Origin of the sequence: Ketobacter sp., from assembly GCF_003671495.1 — a bacterium.
Lineage (GTDB): Bacteria > Pseudomonadota > Gammaproteobacteria > Pseudomonadales > Ketobacteraceae > Ketobacter.
The window spans coordinates 123676-140699 of record NZ_RCHN01000045.1; the positions used below are offsets into that span (position 1 = coordinate 123676).

Annotated in this window: 20 protein-coding genes and 1 tRNA gene; 7 read left to right on the forward strand and 14 right to left on the reverse strand. The window is 55.7% G+C overall.

The features are described 5' to 3' along the window. Positions 1-2: 2 nt before the first annotated feature. From flgH to D9N14_RS20930, 9 genes are all read right to left on the reverse strand, one after another. Positions 3-701, reverse strand: a complete 699-nt coding sequence (gene flgH / locus D9N14_RS20890; RefSeq protein WP_290583448.1) for a flagellar basal body L-ring protein FlgH — start codon at positions 699-701, stop codon at positions 3-5. Positions 702-720: 19 nt separating this feature from the next. Then, positions 721-1506 carry a flagellar basal-body rod protein FlgG gene (gene flgG / locus D9N14_RS20895; RefSeq protein WP_290583450.1) on the reverse strand — a complete coding sequence of 262 codons (786 nt, stop codon included), beginning with the start codon at positions 1504-1506 and terminating at the stop codon, positions 721-723. A gap of 95 nt (positions 1507-1601) precedes the next feature. Then, positions 1602-2339, reverse strand: a complete 738-nt coding sequence (locus D9N14_RS20900; protein ID WP_290583452.1) for a flagellar basal body rod protein FlgF — start codon at positions 2337-2339, stop codon at positions 1602-1604. Positions 2340-2569: 230 nt separating this feature from the next. After that, positions 2570-3907, reverse strand: a complete 1338-nt coding sequence (gene flgE, locus D9N14_RS20905; protein WP_290583454.1) for a flagellar hook protein FlgE — start codon at positions 3905-3907, stop codon at positions 2570-2572. A gap of 15 nt (positions 3908-3922) precedes the next feature. Then, a complete protein-coding gene (locus tag D9N14_RS20910) occupies positions 3923-4603 on the reverse strand; it encodes a flagellar hook assembly protein FlgD (protein ID WP_290583456.1) in 681 nt (226 codons plus the stop codon). A gap of 16 nt (positions 4604-4619) precedes the next feature. Next, positions 4620-5063, reverse strand: a complete 444-nt coding sequence (gene flgC / locus D9N14_RS20915; protein WP_290583458.1) for a flagellar basal body rod protein FlgC — start codon at positions 5061-5063, stop codon at positions 4620-4622. Positions 5064-5065: 2 nt separating this feature from the next. Continuing rightward, entirely contained in the window at positions 5066-5470 is a 405-nt protein-coding gene (gene flgB / locus D9N14_RS20920; protein ID WP_290583460.1) for a flagellar basal body rod protein FlgB, read from the reverse strand. 179 nt (positions 5471-5649) lie between these two features. After that, positions 5650-6495, reverse strand: coding sequence for a CheR family methyltransferase (locus D9N14_RS20925; RefSeq protein WP_290583462.1), 846 nt, complete (start codon positions 6493-6495; stop codon positions 5650-5652). A gap of 59 nt (positions 6496-6554) precedes the next feature. After that, a complete protein-coding gene (locus D9N14_RS20930) occupies positions 6555-7502 on the reverse strand; it encodes a chemotaxis protein CheV (RefSeq protein WP_290583464.1) in 948 nt (315 codons plus the stop codon). Between the two features lie 156 nt (positions 7503-7658). Here D9N14_RS20930 and flgA point away from each other — a divergent pair, with 156 nt between their 5' ends. From flgA to D9N14_RS20950, 4 genes are all read left to right on the forward strand, one after another. After that, complete coding sequence (gene flgA, locus D9N14_RS20935) at positions 7659-8360, forward strand: flagellar basal body P-ring formation chaperone FlgA (RefSeq protein WP_290583466.1); 702 nt, start codon at positions 7659-7661, stop codon at positions 8358-8360. A 117-nt stretch (positions 8361-8477) separates the two neighbouring features. After that, on the forward strand, positions 8478-8789 hold the full coding sequence (gene flgM / locus D9N14_RS20940; RefSeq protein WP_290583468.1) for a flagellar biosynthesis anti-sigma factor FlgM: 312 nt from the start codon (positions 8478-8480) through the stop codon (positions 8787-8789). 86 nt (positions 8790-8875) lie between these two features. Next, positions 8876-9373, forward strand: a complete 498-nt coding sequence (locus D9N14_RS20945; RefSeq protein WP_290583470.1) for a flagella synthesis protein FlgN — start codon at positions 8876-8878, stop codon at positions 9371-9373. A 78-nt stretch (positions 9374-9451) separates the two neighbouring features. Further along, the gene (locus D9N14_RS20950; RefSeq protein WP_290583472.1) at positions 9452-10219 is read left to right on the forward strand and encodes a flagellar brake protein; all 768 of its coding nucleotides are present in this window, start codon (positions 9452-9454) and stop codon (positions 10217-10219) included. A gap of 1 nt (position 10220) precedes the next feature. Here D9N14_RS20950 and D9N14_RS20955 read toward each other — a convergent pair whose 3' ends face one another. The 5 genes from D9N14_RS20955 to D9N14_RS20975 form a co-directional block, all read right to left on the reverse strand. Beyond that, positions 10221-10817, reverse strand: coding sequence for a TIGR04282 family arsenosugar biosynthesis glycosyltransferase (locus D9N14_RS20955; protein ID WP_290583474.1), 597 nt, complete (start codon positions 10815-10817; stop codon positions 10221-10223). Next, positions 10814-11488 carry a TIGR04283 family arsenosugar biosynthesis glycosyltransferase gene (locus tag D9N14_RS20960; protein ID WP_290583476.1) on the reverse strand — a complete coding sequence of 225 codons (675 nt, stop codon included), beginning with the start codon at positions 11486-11488 and terminating at the stop codon, positions 10814-10816. The genes D9N14_RS20955 and D9N14_RS20960 overlap by 4 nt, the downstream gene beginning before the upstream one ends. A gap of 4 nt (positions 11489-11492) precedes the next feature. After that, a complete protein-coding gene (gene arsS / locus D9N14_RS20965; protein WP_290583478.1) occupies positions 11493-12458 on the reverse strand; it encodes an arsenosugar biosynthesis radical SAM (seleno)protein ArsS in 966 nt (321 codons plus the stop codon). Positions 12459-12570: 112 nt separating this feature from the next. Then, a complete protein-coding gene (locus D9N14_RS20970) occupies positions 12571-13698 on the reverse strand; it encodes an acyl-CoA dehydrogenase family protein (protein WP_290583480.1) in 1128 nt (375 codons plus the stop codon). 8 nt (positions 13699-13706) lie between these two features. Next, complete coding sequence (locus D9N14_RS20975; protein WP_290583482.1) at positions 13707-14885, reverse strand: acyl-CoA dehydrogenase family protein; 1179 nt, start codon at positions 14883-14885, stop codon at positions 13707-13709. Between the two features lie 248 nt (positions 14886-15133). Here D9N14_RS20975 and D9N14_RS20980 point away from each other — a divergent pair. From D9N14_RS20980 to modC, 3 genes are all read left to right on the forward strand, one after another. Next, positions 15134-15210: transfer RNA gene (locus D9N14_RS20980), tRNA-Arg, on the forward strand. 33 nt (positions 15211-15243) lie between these two features. After that, complete coding sequence (modB, locus tag D9N14_RS20985; protein ID WP_290583484.1) at positions 15244-15927, forward strand: molybdate ABC transporter permease subunit; 684 nt, start codon at positions 15244-15246, stop codon at positions 15925-15927. After that, complete coding sequence (modC, locus tag D9N14_RS20990; RefSeq protein WP_290583486.1) at positions 15924-17009, forward strand: molybdenum ABC transporter ATP-binding protein; 1086 nt, start codon at positions 15924-15926, stop codon at positions 17007-17009. The genes modB and modC overlap by 4 nt, the downstream gene beginning before the upstream one ends. Positions 17010-17024 lie beyond the last annotated feature (15 nt).

The following is a 17024-nucleotide window of genomic DNA, read 5'->3' on the forward strand; positions in this document are numbered from 1 at the left end:
CCTCAGAACGGCCACCATTTACTACCGAAGAAGCGCGACGCCCAACCTTGAACCTGTGCATCAGCCAATGCGCCGGTGCCACTGTAAGTAATTCGGGCGTCCGCCAGGCGGGTGGACATGGCCGTGTTATCCGGTGCCACATCCGAGGGTCTCAACATACCCTCAATCCGAATGAATTCGTCACCCTGGGAAAAGGTCATCCACTTCTCGCCCCGAACCATCAACACGCCATTAGGCAACACATCAGCCACGGTCACCGAGATCTGACCTAACAGCCGATTGCTTTGATCGGAATTGGCATCACCTTCAAATTCACGACTGTTGTCGGCATCAATCGCCATGTTTAAATGGGTGCCGTTATAGCTGGTGGAAGGGGATGAACCCAGCAGGCTGGCCACTCCCATATCAATCTTGTCGTCTTTATCAATAGCAGTGGTGTTGGTTTTGGATGATACCGTGCGCTCATCCAGGTACAGGGTGATGATGTCGCCAATGCGGCGGGCCCGCTTGTCTTCCCACAGGCTGATCCCGGCCCCACTGGCATAAATGGAGCCAGTGGCACGCTCTCCTTCCGGTTGCGATACCGGCATTACCGGAGAATAACGGGCGTCGCCAGGCTTGGGTTGCGGTGCGGTTGCGCATCCGCAAATCAGTACCGACGTCAGCATCCACAAGGAAACGGGGTTGATCAGCCGAGTCATGATTGTCTCCAACACACAATTACAGTTGCTGCCCGATGAACTGCAGCATCTGGTCCACAGTGGAAATGACTTTTGAATTCATTTCATAGGCTCGCTGGGTTTCGATCATATTGACCATCTCTTCCACCACGTTCACGTTGGAGCTTTCCAAGGCGCCCTGAATGATGGGCCCCAGGCCATTTTGCCCAGGTTCACCCTGGGTAGGCGCACCGCTGGCCACCGTCTCGCGGAACAGGTTTGAGCCCATGGCCTCCAATCCCGCCGGATTGATAAAATCCGCCAACTGCACGTTACCGATCTGGGTGGCGTCTCCGGTTTGCGCGTCCACCGCAGTCACCACACCGTCAGTGCCGATGGAAATATTCTGAAAGCCTTCCGGAACCGTAATGCCGGGCTCCAAAGGAAAGCCACCGGACGTCACCACCTGGCCGGTGGAATCCACCTGAAATTGTCCATCACGGGTGTAATGGATGGAGCCATCCGGCATCAGAATCTGAAAAAATCCGCGACCATTGATCGCCATATCCAGACCCTGATCCGTCACCTCGATATTGCCCATAGTGAATTCTTTCTGCGTCGCCACCATACGCACACCGGTACCCAACTGTAATCCGGAGGGCAACTCGGTATTCTGGGAGGACTGCCCCCCCGGTTGACGGTTGATCTGGTAGAGCAAATCCTGAAAGACCGCACGATCCCGCTTGAACCCGGTGGTGCTGACGTTGGCCAGGTTGTTGGAGATGGTTTTCAGCCGGGTATCCTGTGCGCTCAACCCGGTTTTGCTTACCCAAAGAGATGCGTGCATGTTTCACTACTCCGTTTTGCCTGGCAACCCACTGCCACATTAAGGAAGAGGATTGCCGTTCTGATTACGCTACTGACGTTAAATCGTCGCTTTACCTAGTTCTGCATGATCCGTGCCGAGGCCTCGTCCATTTCTTTGGCGGCCTGCATCATCTTCACGTTCATTTCGTACAGGCGTGCGTGAGAGATGATGGCGGTCATTTCATTGACCGGGTTCACGTTGGAGCCTTCCAACATGCCATTCACCACTTGCACTTCCGGATCGGATTGCAACTCACCGCCACCCTTCAAGCGAAACAGGCCGTCTTCACCTTTTTCCATTTCACTGGCGGGTGGATTGACCAGCTTGAGTCGGGCAACTTGCGTCAGCGACAATGCGTCCTCCCCCAGTCCCGTAATGGACAGGGTGCCGTCCACACCCACCACCAGTTTTTCGTATTCAGGCAGTACCAACGGACCACCATCACTCATGATGGGTAATCCGGTCCCCGTAGTAACGGCACCGGTGACATCCCGTTTCAGATCACCGGCGCGGGTATAAGCTTCAGACCCGTCCGGCATCTGCACCGCAAACCAGCCATTGCCTTTGATTGCCAGGTCCAGGTCTCGGGCGGTCTCCATATACGTTCCGTTACTGGTGTCAGTGCCTGGTCGCTCACTCATGGCATAGGCGCGCGATGGATAATGCTCGCCAAACACCGACATGCTGCGATACTGGTGAAAATCTGCTTTGAACCCGGTGGTGGATACGTTCGCCAAGTTGTTGGCCCTCAGCCGTTGCGCATCCAGGGCCTCTTTGGCCCCGGTCATTGAGATATAGAGAAACTTGTCCATAAAGCATTCCGCCGCGTCAAATACTCATCGTTTTTCATCAATAATTGATAAGTTGCAATTCACTTGCCAATTCACTAGCTAAGTCACTAGCCAAGTCACTTTTCTATTCTGCTCCCGATTCATCTAACTATTCAGTCACCAACTCAACCAGTAATACCAACGCTGACGCACTACCCTTTTTCCAGGCAAAAAAAATCCCCGCGTGGCGGGGATTTCTGCTCGGCTTAGGCTTATCGAATCTGGATAATGGTCTGGGTTACTGCATTGGACGTCTCGATGGACTTTGCGTTGGCCTGGAAGTTACGCTGCGACGTAATCAACGTCACCAGCTCCTTGGTCAGGTCAATGTTCGAGGTTTCCAGAGCCCCGGACTGGATCAAACCAAAGCTGGAGGTTCCCGCCTCTCCGGGAATCGGCTCCCCTGACTGGGTGGAGGAACGCCAGGTGGTATTGCCCACCTGCAACAACCCCTGCGGGTTGGAGAAACGCGCTAACGCCACCTTGCCCACCGCGGTGGTTTGACCATTGGAATAAGTAGCCTGGATCACACCCTGATCATCCACACTCAATCCAGTCAGGCGGCCGATGGTGAAACCGTCCTGGGAAAGCGAGGATACCGAAAAAGGCGATGCAAACTGGGTCGGTGTATTGCCGGCAAAATCAAAGTAAACCTGTTGCGTCGTATCTGCACCATTAGTCAGGAATGAAAATTGATCGGTATAAATTCCGGACACGGGATCGGTCCCCTGGAACACACCCTGGGAGTCAAAAGACAGCACACCATAGGCAATGCCGCCGGCGTTCACCTCTGGACTCAGGGCACCGCCCACACCGTCATAAACGTCCACAATATTCTGAGTTCCGGTGTCGTCAGTTACCGTCAAAAACACGCCCCAGGTATTCTGAAAACCACTGGCACCCAGGTTGGGCTCCTTGACAAAATACGCGGTAGCAATGTGGGAATCACCCAGACTGTCGTACAGCGTGATGGAGGTGGAAGCAGAATACGTATTGGAGTCCGTGGGATCAAAAGCATCCACGCTGATGTTGGCGGCATTGGCCGGCAAATTGACACCGATCTCCACTTCAGCGGTGGCCTGCGGTGCACCTGCGGTGTCCGGCAATTGCAAAGGAGTGGTGCTGGAAAGTGCGGTAGCCGTCACCGAACCGTCGTCATTTACCGGGAACACTTGTAGATACTGGTTAGCGGAATTCACCACAAACCCGTTTTCATCCACGCCGAAATTTCCAGCCCGGGTATAGACCCGCTCCTGGCTGATCTGATCAGGAGACAGCACAAAGAAGCCTTCGCCGCTGATGGCCAGGTCCAATGCCTGCGACGTGAAATCCAGGTTACCCTGATCAAACAACTGCTGAACCTGTTGCAGCAACACACCATTACCGATGGCCGTGTCACTGTTTCCAAAAGCCGAATTGGCATAGATGTCACCAAATGCCGTGCGCGACCCTTTGAACCCCGTGGTCTCCACGTTCGCAATGTTGTTGCTGGTGACATCCAGTTGCGCTTGCGCCGCATTCAAACCACTTAACGCAATATTAAAACCCATGACTTTCTCCTGCTATCATCGCACTTCTTGAATTTCAGTGGACTCAACCTGACCAATGCCATTCAGGTTAAGCAACATACCGCCCTGGTTGTCCACAATACTCACGCTGTTGACGCGGCTGTATATACTGGTCACCAATGCTTCGTTTTCTCCAGAGAGCGAGCCCTCGATGGAGATTGAATACAACCCTTCCGGCAACGCCTGACCCACATTATTGGTGCCATCCCAACTGAAGGGGGTCTCTGCGCTGCCGATATTGCCCAGATCCCGATTCGCTACCACCTGCCCGCTGGCATCTTTCACAATCATCATGACATCACCAGAAGCCTGACCGGCTTCAATAGTACCGTTGATGGTGCCACCGGTTTCCAGATAACCCACCTGGCCGCTCACCAACACCTCACGCCCGACCAAAGCCGTCGCCTGCAAAGCCTGGCTGGAACGGTACACAGAGCCAATGTCTTCCACTGTACTCGCCAGGTTCTGGATGCCCTCCAGGGAACTGAACTGCGCCAGCTGGGCGACGAAATCCGTCTGATCAGTGGGCTTAAGGGGATCCTGGTTTTCAATCTGGGCCAACAGCAACCGCATGAACATGTCCTTATCTGCGGCCGCCTGGGATTTCTCGGTTTCTGATTTGTTGCGGATCGAGAGATCACTCAGAACATTGTTTGCGTCTACACCTGTGACTGCCATGATTCAGCCCCTCCCCTTAACGACCCAGACTCAGCACTTGCTGCATCATGGTCTTAGCCGAGCTCATCACGTCGACGTTGGTTTGAAAGGCCCGCGATGCACTGATCATGTTGGCCATCTCTTCAACGACATTGACGTTGGGATACGCCACATAACCATTGTCATCAGCCATAGGGTGGTCCGGTTCATAGCGCATTTGCAAAGGCGCATCGCTCTCCACAATGCCCTGCACCATCACGCCGCCACCGGCATCCATTTGCCGGGCACTGAAGTCGAATGGTTGATTGGACATCGCTGCCTGCAGTTGCGCCTTGAAGATCGGCTCCCTGGCCCGATAGGTTTCATCCATATTGCTGCTGACGCTTTCAGCGTTGGCAATATTCGAACTGACGGTGTTCAGGCGCGTGGTTTGGGCACTCATCCCACTGCCGGCAATATCAAACACGTTCATTAAAGACATGATTATTCTCCTCTGATGGCCGACATCAGCGACTTGATCTTGCCATTGAGAAATTCAAAGGCCGCCTGGTATTCCATGGTGTTGCGCACAAATTCGGTTTTTTCCAACTGGGCATCCACGGTGTTGCCATCAATGGCGGGGTTGGTGGGGTTGCGGAATTTCAGGCCGGTGATGGTGTCAGCCTGGGAAACCGAGAGGAAGTGTTTGTCGTCCGATGCAGACACCGGCACCATCTCTGTCCCCTCGCCCATTCTGGCTTTCAGCATCTGCTGAAAATCCAGATCCCGGGCCTGGTATCCCGGGGTGTCCGCATTTGCGATATTGTTGGCCAGCACATTGGCCCGCTGCGAACGCAACTCCAGCGCATGCTGGTAGAGTCCGATGTGTTTATCAATGCTGATCGCCATGCTGCCCTCTTACGCCTCTTTCCTCTGCGCCATTAAACCGGCAATGCAGATTTCGTTAGGAGCAATAAAGCAACCCTTGTGCCATCAGAGATGATTCTTGTGAATTCAGGGTGTTAGAGGATTTCGGCAGGAACGGGAGGGGCCAGGGCGGCAAACGCTTACCGAAGGCGGCAATGCCACTACTTCTTAACGTACACCACCCCGGGGGAATAATACTGGATCTCGAACAAGTCGTTCAGGCCTTTGGGAGTTTCCGAGCCACCAAGAAACAGGTAGCCACCGGGCTTCAACACTCTATGGATGTTGGTGATGATCTGCAGTTGCAGCTCACTGGAGAAATAAATCAAGACGTTGCGGCAGAACACCACATCAAACTTGCCCAGAGTGGAAAAGTTTTCCTTCAAATTAATAGGGCGGAAGTCGATGCGGCGGCGAATTTCCGGTTTGATCTCCCAACTGCCGTCCGCGGCGGCAACAAAGTGCTGATTCAGCCGCTCATCGCTCATCCCTCGCTTCAGGGCCAGCGGTTCATAAATCCCCTTACGGGCCTGATCCAGAACTCGGCTGGAAATATCCGTCGCCAACAACTTGATCGGCTTGTTCGCCAGGGAAAAATGACGGCGCCGCATCTCCTCCACACAGATAGAGATAGAGTAAGGCTCCTGCCCGGTGGAACAGGCCGCACACCAGATGGAAATATCGCCCGGGTTCTTCGCTAACTCCGGCAACAGGGTTTCCTGCAGATAAACGAAGGGATGCCGATCACGAAACCATAACGTTTCGTTGGTGGTCATGGCGTCGATCACTTCCTGGCGCAGATTCCTGGCGCCGGGGCGATCAATCTCACGCACCAGCTCAGCCAACGATTGGATGCCCTGATCTTTCATCAGCTTACGCAGGCGACTGTCGATCAGGTAATTTTTATTATCACCCAGTAAAATCCCGCAGGCTTTCTCCAAATACTGGCGAAACTGGGCATATTCCCCCTGCTCAAAGCGGGAATTGTCGCGATTGGGAAATACCATATCAGCCGTTGCTCATCCTTGAAGTCAGATGGGGGCCCTTCGCAGCGAAGGCGCAGCCCCTAATCATTACGTTGCTCAAGCGCGTTGTTCACCCGCTCCTGAACAAGGTCTGCCAGTTTATCCGGTTTGAACTTCGCCAAGAAATTGTCAGCCCCCACCCGTTTCACCATGGCCTCGTTGAACACCCCACTGAGGGAAGTGTGCAACAGCACATGCAGGTTTTGGGTTCTGGGGTCCTCCCGGATGGAGGCCGTCAGGGTATAACCATCCATTTCCGGCATCTCGATATCGGAAATCAGCATAATGTAACGGTCGGTGATGGCCTCCCCCGCTTCCACAATCTCGCGGATATGATCCAGCGCCTGCCGCCCATCGGCCACCACATGGGTTTTCACACCCACCTTTTCCACACAGCGTTTGATTTGTTTGCGCGCCACGCTGGAATCATCAGCGATCAACACCGCCAGGTCGCTGGTGCTGGCCCGATCCACCGTATCCTGGCGAATCACCTCGGCGGAGATCTCCTCCTGCATGGGGGACACTTCCGACAGGATTTTCTCCACATCGATGATTTCCACGATGCGATTGTCGACTTCCGTTACCGCCGTCAGATAATTGCCTTTGCCGGCACCCTTCGGTGGTGGATGGATGTTTTCCCAGTTCAGGTTAACGATGCGTTCCACCGCCTTCACCAGAAAGCCCTGAATCGCCATATTGTATTCAGAGATAATCACGAAGCAGTTCTCGATATCGTCCAGCGGTTCGTTACCCATCGCCAGATTCATATCCATCACCGAGATGGTGCCGCCACGGATGTGGGCAATCCCTCTCACCACAGGATTTCGCTGCGGTATCTCGGTCAGTTTCGGGCACTGCAGTACTTCGCGAACCTTGAAAACATTGATCCCGTAGATCTGGTCGTCACTCAATCTGAAAAGCAACAACTCCAACCGGTTCTGACCCACCAGCTGCGTTCGTTGATCGACTGTATCCAGCACCCCGGCCATATAAAAACTCCGTGTTCGTACCTTACGGCATAACCTTTGCTTGATATTCAATGAACAGTCATTTTGTCAATAAAGTGGCAGATGACTGTTTTAACACACCATTCCTTCAGAATAGGTCAAAACAGACAAATGAACAGCGAGCGACGAGAAATTATAATGTCGATGCCAGTCCGGTTGATCATGGCCCTTCTGAGCCTGGTATTCACCAGTATTTCCCAGGCTGCGGCCACCGATATCCAGCAGCAGATCGACGAGGCAATTGAGCTGTACGTCACTGAATCCCATACCGGTCACTACCAGGATGTGGCGGTTGAAATCCAGCCCATTGATCCCCGCCTGCGCCTGGCAGCCTGTGGCCAGGCCCTGCAATTGCAGCATCGCCCCCGCAACCGCAGCACCGGCCGACTCACCTTCAAAGTCACCTGCGCCGGGCCGGACAGTTGGTCCATCCATGTGCCGGTCACCGTACAAGCCTTTGATCATGTGGTTATTTCCGATCTTCCCATCGCCAAAGGCACGCACCTGAGCCCATCGGATCTGCGCCTGGAGCTGGTGGATGTCTCCCTCCTCCACGGTGGCTATTTTCAATCCATGGCAGAGCTGGACGGCTTTGTGGCCAAACGCCCGATTCAGGCGGAACAGGTCATGACCCCGGCCCTGGTGGACCCGGCCAGAATGATCAACCGGGGCGAGAAGGTGATGATTGTGGCGGAAGGGCCGGGGCTCAGCATTCGTGCCACCGGATTGGCCATGGAGGACGGCGCCTATGGTGAATTGATCCGGGTGCGCAATACCAACTCCAACAAAGTGGTGGAAGGCAGGATCACGGCACCGGGGCTGATTAAAGTCAGCCTGTAAGCGGCCGATAAACACAGTGGCACAAATGAAAATTTTGTGCATAAATAAACTAAAGTTACTGCGGTACCAGCCGATATATTGGATAACAACGCAGTATTTCAGCAAAGGCGTACGAAGATGGCTATGGAAATCAATGGCTTAAACAGCAACCAGGTAAACTCCAACAAGGCCCGTGGCGGCCAGAAGGTTGGCGTATCTGAAGCTGATGCCAAAAAAACCACGGCCCAAACGGAAACCGCCAACGCTGAAACCGTCAAAATCAGCCCGGAAGCCCAGGCCCTCAACCGGGTCAGCCAGCAAATGGAAACTGACGCTCCGGTCAACCAGGATAAGGTCGAAGCCCTGAAAGCGGCTTTGGCGGACGGCAGCTACAAGATCAACGCCCAGTCCATCGCCCGCAAAATGCTGGAAAGCGATTCCCTGTTTTAATCCTGCCTGCAATCAAGCTCACCACTCCGGCACGCAAATTGCTATTTTCTAAACACATCCCTTTGGTTTGATGTTTCGGAGTTGCTATGACTAACCAGGTGTCCCCCCAGGCCGCGCAACAGCTGTTGCGGGCAATCGAAAAAGATTACGCACTGGCGCAAACCCTGAAAACCGTACTGCAGGAGGAAAAATCCATCCTGGAGCAGCGGCAATATGCTGCCCATTCCGCCTTGTTGTCCCGCAAGACCCAACTGCTGATGGAACTGGACCAGGCGGATCACGCCCGGCGTCAGGCCATGGCGGATATGGGGCTGCAACTGGACAAGCAGGGCTTTGACCTGTTCGTACAACAAGTCCCCCCTACCTGGCAGGCCCGTTTCCAAAGCGGTTGGGAGAAGCTGGCGGACACCATGAACGCCTGTGCCCGCCTGAACCGGGTCAACGGCAAGATACTGGCCCACGCCCAGAACTCCATGGAGCACCTGATGTCGATCATCAAGGGCACTGCCAATCAGGTGTCGGTGTATCAGGCCAATGGCCGGCGCAACCTGAACGCAGCCCACAGGATGCTGGCAACTGCCTGATTTTAAAAGATCAAGCAGTTGCGCAAGGTTCTGCTAGAATAAAACTTAGGGTATTAATTGCAGAGTGTTCGATGCGGTATGATCCACGGCTTGCTGGATAAGCTGTTCGGTAATGAAGACAAACCGAAACAGGGCTCTCCAAAAAATATAAAACACGCCCCGGAAGAAATCAGCAGACTCCTGAACCTGTACCGGGATCAGGAGCATTTGATGACGGCCATGATAATGAACGCGGGGCAGCGCAAGATTGCCAAGCTCAATACCGGCATCCTGGCGGTGGACGACGGCGCCCAGCAATTCGTGACGGATCGATTCCAGCCCAACGAGTCGGAACACCTGTTGGCGAACGGCGCCAAGATTCAGTTCTCCCTCACCCACCACGGTGTACGTCATCAGTTTGACGCCGTGCATCTGCACAACCAGTCATCGCCGGAAGGTTTGCACCACCATTTCCAGTTTCCCAAGGGCATTGAACTGATTCAGCTACGGGATGCCTTCCGGGTGAAGTTAAGTCAGGCTCATCCGATCAAGGTCACCCTCACCCAAGTGGACCTGCCTGCCATCACCGGCAGTCTGGCGGACCTCTCCGCCAGTGGCATGCGGGTACGGGTGGAGGGCCTGGTATCGCCCAAGCCGGTACGGGGCGCCATTTACAGTTCCTGCCATCTGGTATTGAGCGATGGCAGTCCCATTGTCAGTGGCGCGCGGCTGATGCACTGGAAATACGATCCGGATCTGCGGGTCACCTATCTGGGCATTCAGTTTTCCGACCTGGACGGCAACACCCAACGGGCCTTGAACCGTTATCTTACCGACTTGCAACGCAAACAGCGTCAATTGAGCTGATTCAGCTGAGCCAGTCCGGCAGGTGCTGCTGCAGATCTTCCAGGGTATCAATGTCCCAACGATCTGCCAGCACGTGAAAACCAACCCCACTGCTGAATAAACGCTCCAGGGTTATCCCCATCACCGCCGGCGTACCCCAGGGCATGTCGCGGAACAGGAAACCCGCCGGCGTGGTGACACCCACCAGCACATAGCCCCCGTCCGCTGCCGGACCGATCACCACACTGGACTGCTCCAGCCCCCGGAACGCCTCTGCCAGATAAGCTGCATCGATGGAAGGGGCATCCGCTCCGATCAACACCACGTTATCGTGGCGCGCCAGGCCATGCCGCAGCGCAAAGTCCATACGGGTGCCCAGGTGCAATCCCTGTTGCAGCCAGCACGCTACACCCAAGGCTTCAAAATAGGGGAAGGCCGCTGCGTCTGTGGTCCAGACTTCCACCGCATCCGCCCCGCTATTCAATGCGGTGGCGATCACCGTTTCACACAGGCGTTGATGGACAGCAAGCGCAAATGCATCCCCCTTGTCTTTGGCAAGCCGGGTTTTTACCTGCCCGGCCACAGGGGCTTTGGCAAAGATTTGAATCAGGCTACTCATCGGTAATACCAACGTTGCAAACGCTGCGGGCTAACCCCCAGCCGGTAGGCCAGCCGCAGCCACCACATCAACAGAATGGTTCTGACTACCCCATTTTTGGTCCAACGTCGGGATGAGGTCACCACCGGCGCCTGGATGCGCAATGGCCGGGCCTGCAGGCGGGCGCGCAGGCTGAACTCCACATCTTCCATCAGCGGCAACTCGGCATAACCGCCCATGCGCTGAAAAAAATCCCGGCGCATAAACAGGGTTTGATCCCCGGTACACACCCCGGTGATGGCAGAGCGTTGATTCATGAACCAGGCAATCATGCGAAAGGGCCAGCGGGGATTATCCAACCTCACATCAAAACGTCCCCATTCAAAGTCGGATTCGAGAAACGCTTCCATCAGCTGATTGAAATGATTGGGCAAGCGGGTGTCGCCATGGAGGAACACCAGCAGCGGACCGGCTGCAAAACCGGCGCCGGCATTCATCTGCACAGCACGGCCGGCCTGGGCCGTCACCACCTGCACCGGATAGGCCGCCAGGCGTTCCACAGTGGCATCCTCGCTGCCACCATCGCACACCACCACCTGCCAGCGTGCCTGCAAGGTCTTCAGCAACGCCTGCAGACTATGATCGATGCCGGAGGCTTCATTGAGCACCGGCATCACAATGGTTCCCAGCATAGGCTTAGTCGAGGGCACCGCCGCAACTGCTGCCCTGCCCGGCGGTACAACCGAAGCAATGGTCCGCGACGATGACGGCATTGCCTTCCAGGTCTTCATTCAGCAGATCGCTGATGTGGCGGGGTTGGTCATGGTACTGCAGCGGCAGCTCCAGCATCTGGTTAAAATCGCAATCGTACAAGTTGCCCTGCCAGTCCACACTGATGGTGTTGCGGCACATCAAGCCGGGCAGCGTTGCACCGTTAAAACTGTCCCGCAGCAACTGCATGTAGTGATCAAACTGCCCTTTCGAAACCAGCATACTGCCGAAGCGGCTGATGGGCATATTGGCCAGTGTCAGCAGGTGGTTGAATTCGATGCCAAAATCCTCCCGCAGGCGCCGTTTGTAATCCTGTTCCAGTTGCTGCTGGGGGGGCGGCAAAAAAGCGCCGCCCGGGTTGTACACCAAATCCAGCACCCGGCCGCTGTCTGCTTGACCATAGCCAACCCGGTTCAGGGTCTGCAGCCCTTCAATGGAACGTTCGAACACGCCTTTGCCACGCTGTTCATCCACATTCTTCTGGCTGTAGCACGGCATGGACGCCACCACCCGCACCCCCTGCCCGGCCAGAAACGCTGCCAGGGTTTCCTGACCCGGTTCCTGCAGGATAGTGAGGTTGCAACGGTCGATGACTTCCACATTCAGGGCCCTGGCCTGCTCCACCAGCCAGCGGAAATGCGGGTGCAGTTCCGGCGCCCCTCCGGTCAGGTCCAGGGTCTGGGGGCTGCGTTTTTGCATCACCTCCAGCACCTGCTGCGCCGTATGCCAGCTCATTTCTTCCGTACGTTTGGGCCCTGCGTTTACATGACAATGGGTACAGCTCAGATTACAGCGATACCCCAGATTGACCTGCAAAATCTCCAGCCGGCCACGTTCAACCGGCGGAAAATCAGTGCTGGATCGGTATAACAGGGGTTTGGTATCAATCATTGGTTCTTATTCCCGGTGCGCATCAGTCCATCTTAAAACAAAAAACCCGTGACCTACAGGGCCACGGGTTGGTAGACGCACGCAAACCGACTTTGTTACAGGGTCGGCCACATCACAGCGACATAAAGCGCTTCAGGTGATAATCCCCATTGCCGAACAGGGTATTGATCACATTGATGCGCTTGAGGTACATGCCAACACTCATCTCATCGGTCATGCCCATGCCACCGAAGATCTGCACCGCCTCGTGAGCTGCTTTCTGGCCTTTCACCGCCACCGCGTACTTCAACGCCGATACATTCTTGCGAAAATCCGCTGCCCCGGCCTGATGGCTCATGACCGCACGCAACAACAGGGATTTACACTCCTCATACAGGGTAAACATATCCACCATGCGATGTTGCAGTGCCTGGAAAACAGAGATGGGCACGCCGAACTGCTTGCGGTTTTTACTGTATTCAACGGTTTCCCGATACAGTTTTTCCATCATACCCACGGCCTCGGCACAGAGCGCCACCGACGCTTCGTCCGCCACCGCCTCCAGCACCGCCACTGCGGCACCTTGATCGCCAACCCGTGACGAGGCCGGCAGCTTGACCCCGTTCAGCGTCAACTCTGCTGCCCGGTGGCCGTCCAACGTGGGATAATCCTGCAGCTCGAGCCCGGCGCTGTCTGCCGGCACCAGGAACAGGGACACGCCATCCTGATCACGACTGGCGCCGGACGTGCGCGCCGACACAATGAACGTGTCCGCTGCAGCACCGTGCATCACCATGGTTTTGCGGCCAGACAACACATAACCGTCACCCTCGGCGGCGGCCTGAGTGGTCACATCAAACAGGTCAAAGCGGGACTGGGGTTCCACCGCCGCCAGCGCCAACTTGCGGCTGCCGTCAATGATCCCGCTGAGAATCTCCGCTTTCTGCTCCGCGCTGCCGGCCTTAGCCAACACTGCACCGGCCACCAGCACCGTGGACACATAGGGTTCCACCACCAGGCCCTTGCCAAACTCTTCCATCATGATCATGGTTTCCAACGCACCACCGCCGATGCCGCCGTCCTCTTCGGAAAACGGCACACACAACCAGCCCAGCTCGGCAAAGGTCTGCCAGGTGGCGGCATCGAAACCGCCGTCCATGGCGCAGTGCTTCTTGCGCGTCTCATAGTCGTAGTCGTTATGGATAAATTTGCTGACGCTGTCTTTTAAAAGAGTCTGTTCTTCGCTGTAATTAAAATTCATAGTTCCACCTATAACCCCAACACCATTTTCGCGATGATATTCTTCTGCACTTCATTGGACCCGCCATAAATAGTGGCGGCCCGACCGTACAGGTATTTGGCGGAAACCGGCGCAGCGTAATCGTTACCGATACCCTGCCCCAATGAACCTTGCCCCAAAGCATGAGCGTAATAACCACAGGCTTCCACGGCCAACTCCGACAGCGCCTGTTGAATTTCCGTGCCCCGGATTTTCAGAATGGAGGATTCCGGCCCCGGCGCGCCACCATCCGCCACACTGGCAATGGCTCGCAGCTCGGTGTATTCCAGCGCCATCAGGTCCACTTCAATCTGCGCCAGTTTGGCACAGAACATTTCATCTTCCAGCAGAGGTTTGCCGCCGGACATCTCCTGCGCTGCAATGCCCTTCAGCTGTTCGATGGCTTTTTTCGACTGCGCCACCCCGGCAATCGCTGTGCGCTCATGGGTCAGCAGGTATTTGGCGTAGGTCCAACCCTTGTTTTCTTCCCCGATGCGGTTGGCCACCGGCACTCGCACGTTATCGAAAAACACTTCGTTCAGGGAATGCTTGTTGTCGATGGAATCGATCTTGCGCACTTCAATGCCCGGCGTCTTCATATCAATGAGCAGGAACGAAATCCCTTCCTGCTTTTTGGCATTGGAATCGGTACGCACCAGGCAGAAAATCCAGTCGGCATGCTGGGCATAGGTGGTCCAGATTTTCTGGCCATTCACGATGTAGTCATCCCCGTCCCGCTCCGCTTTGGTCTGCAGGGCCGCCAGATCGGAACCGGCACCGGGTTCGGAATAACCCTGGCACCACCAGACATTGCTCTGCAGGATGTCCGGCAAGAAACGCGCTTTTTGTTCGTCGTTGCCAAAGGAGTAGATAACCGGCCCCACCATTTTCAGGCCAAAGGGCACCACTGCCGGTGCCCCCGCTTCGGCACATTCATTCTCAAAAATAAACTTTTGGGTGATGCTCCAGCCAGTGCCGCCATACTGCTTGGGCCAGTTGGGGGCGATCCAACCCTGCTCGTACAGGATTTTTTGCCATTCGATGATGGTGTCCTTATCAATTTGGCCGCCCACCACCGCCTTGGTGAACCGTTCAGACAGTTTCTCTTGCAGAAAAGCGCGCACTTCATCGCGAAATGCAACATCATTGGGAGTCAGTTGAATGTCCATTCCTATTCCTCAGTTCGAAGCCTCAGTTCGTAGCCTCTATGTATTTATCATGCCGCTGCCTTAACAGACCGTTATAGCGGGTTATCAGTGTAGGCGACACCCCCGGGAGCGTCACTGACCAAAATTGCCAGAATTTTGTCCTACGCAATCCTTTCCCAAGGTAGCAACCTTTGTGAAAACAGCGGCTTAGGCCAATTAGGGTGGATAAACCCAAGGTAACTCGCTAAAATCCCCCATGTTCTGTATGGCCGCCCTTAGCTCAGCTGGATAGAGCGTCCCCCTCCTAAGGGGAAGGTCTCAGGTTCAAATCCTGAAGGGCGGACCACATCACCATTGGGCCCTCCACAGTTGAGATGCGATGGACTTTTCGGTAGTAGATAGCCCGGCCATCTGGATTACGTTGAAGCTGGCCCTGTTTACCACAGCGATCTTGTTGCTCCTGGCCACCCCCCTCGCCTGGTGGCTGGCCACCACCCACAGCCGCGCCAAAACCGCAGTGTCCGCCCTGGTGGCCATGCCGTTGGTGCTGCCTCCCAGTGTGCTGGGATTTTATCTTCTGGTGATGATGGGTCCGGCGGGCCTGGTGGGCCAGTTAACCCAAACCCTGGGCCTGGGCCTGCTGCCCTTTACCTTCAGCGGACTGGTGGTGGCATCCGTGATCTATTCCTTACCGTTTTCCGTGCAACCCATACAAGCCGCCTTTGAACAGTTGGGCAATCGACCGCTGGAAGTCGCTGCCACATTGCGGGCGTCACCGCTGGACCGTTTTTTTACCATCGCCCTGCCCATGGCGCGACCGGGCCTGCTCACCGCCATGGTGCTGACCTTCGCCCACACGGTGGGTGAGTTTGGTGTGGTACTGATGCTGGGTGGCAACATTGAAGGGGAAACCCGGGTGCTGTCGGTGGCCATCTACGATCACGTGGAGGCCCTGGAGTACGACAAAGCACACCTATTGTCCGCCGGGCTGATCGTCTTTTCGTTCACCACCCTGCTGCTGTTGCAACAACTCAACAAAAAGCGTAAGTGGCAACCGGTATGAGTGGTATTGAATTCGAGTTTCAGCTACCGCGGGAGGATTTCAAACTGCAGGTCAGCGGCACGCTGCCGGACCGCGGCATCACCGCCCTGTTCGGTGCGTCCGGCTCTGGCAAAACCACGTTGCTGCGTTGCATTGCCGGGCTGGAACGGGCACCGGGGGGCAAACTGGTGGTGAACGGAGAAGTCTGGCAGCAAGGCCCTACCTTCCTGGCCACCCACCAACGCCCCATTGGTTACGTGTTCCAGGAGGCCAGCCTGTTCGCTCACCTGGGGGTTCAACGCAATCTGGAATATGGCTGGAAGCGCATTCCCCGCCCGCATCGCAACATTGAGTTCGAGGAAGTTATCCGCCTCCTGGGGTTGGAACACCTGCTCGGGCGCTTCCCGCACCAACTTTCCGGCGGCCAGCGCCAACGGGTGGCCATTGCCCGCGCTCTGCTCACCAGCCCGGCATTGCTGCTGATGGACGAACCCTTGTCCGCACTGGACCTGGACAGCAAGCAGGAAATCCTGCCGTACCTGGAGCGCCTGCACGATGAATCCAGAGTGCCGATCCTGTACGTCAGCCACTCCCCCGACGAGGTGGTACGACTGGCAGACCATCTGGTACTGATGGAACACGGAAAGATTGTGGCGCAGGGCGAAATCAACCAACTGCTCACCCGCTCAGATCTGTCCCTGTCACGCTTGGACGAAGCCAGTGCCGTGTTGAAATGCCGGGTGGCGGCCCACGACCCGGACTACCATGTGAGTTACGTGGCCATCGACAATAGCGGCCTCAAACAGAAACTGCTGGTCCCGTTTAAAGACCTGCCCACCGATCATCCGGTGCGGGTCCGCATTCTGGCGCGGGATGTGAGCCTGGCCCTGCAGATGCAGTCTCAAACCAGCATCAGCAACATCCTGCCGGCCCGGGTGGTGGAGGTGTTTCCCAGTAACACGCCGTTTCAGGTCATTGTCAAACTGGATATTGGCGGCCAGTTTATCCTCTCCAAAATCACCAAACGCTCCGCAGCGTTGCTGCACATTGAGAAGGACAAACTGGTCTATGCCCAGGTCAAGTCGGTGGCACTGATGCGCTAGCGACTATGGAAGGTG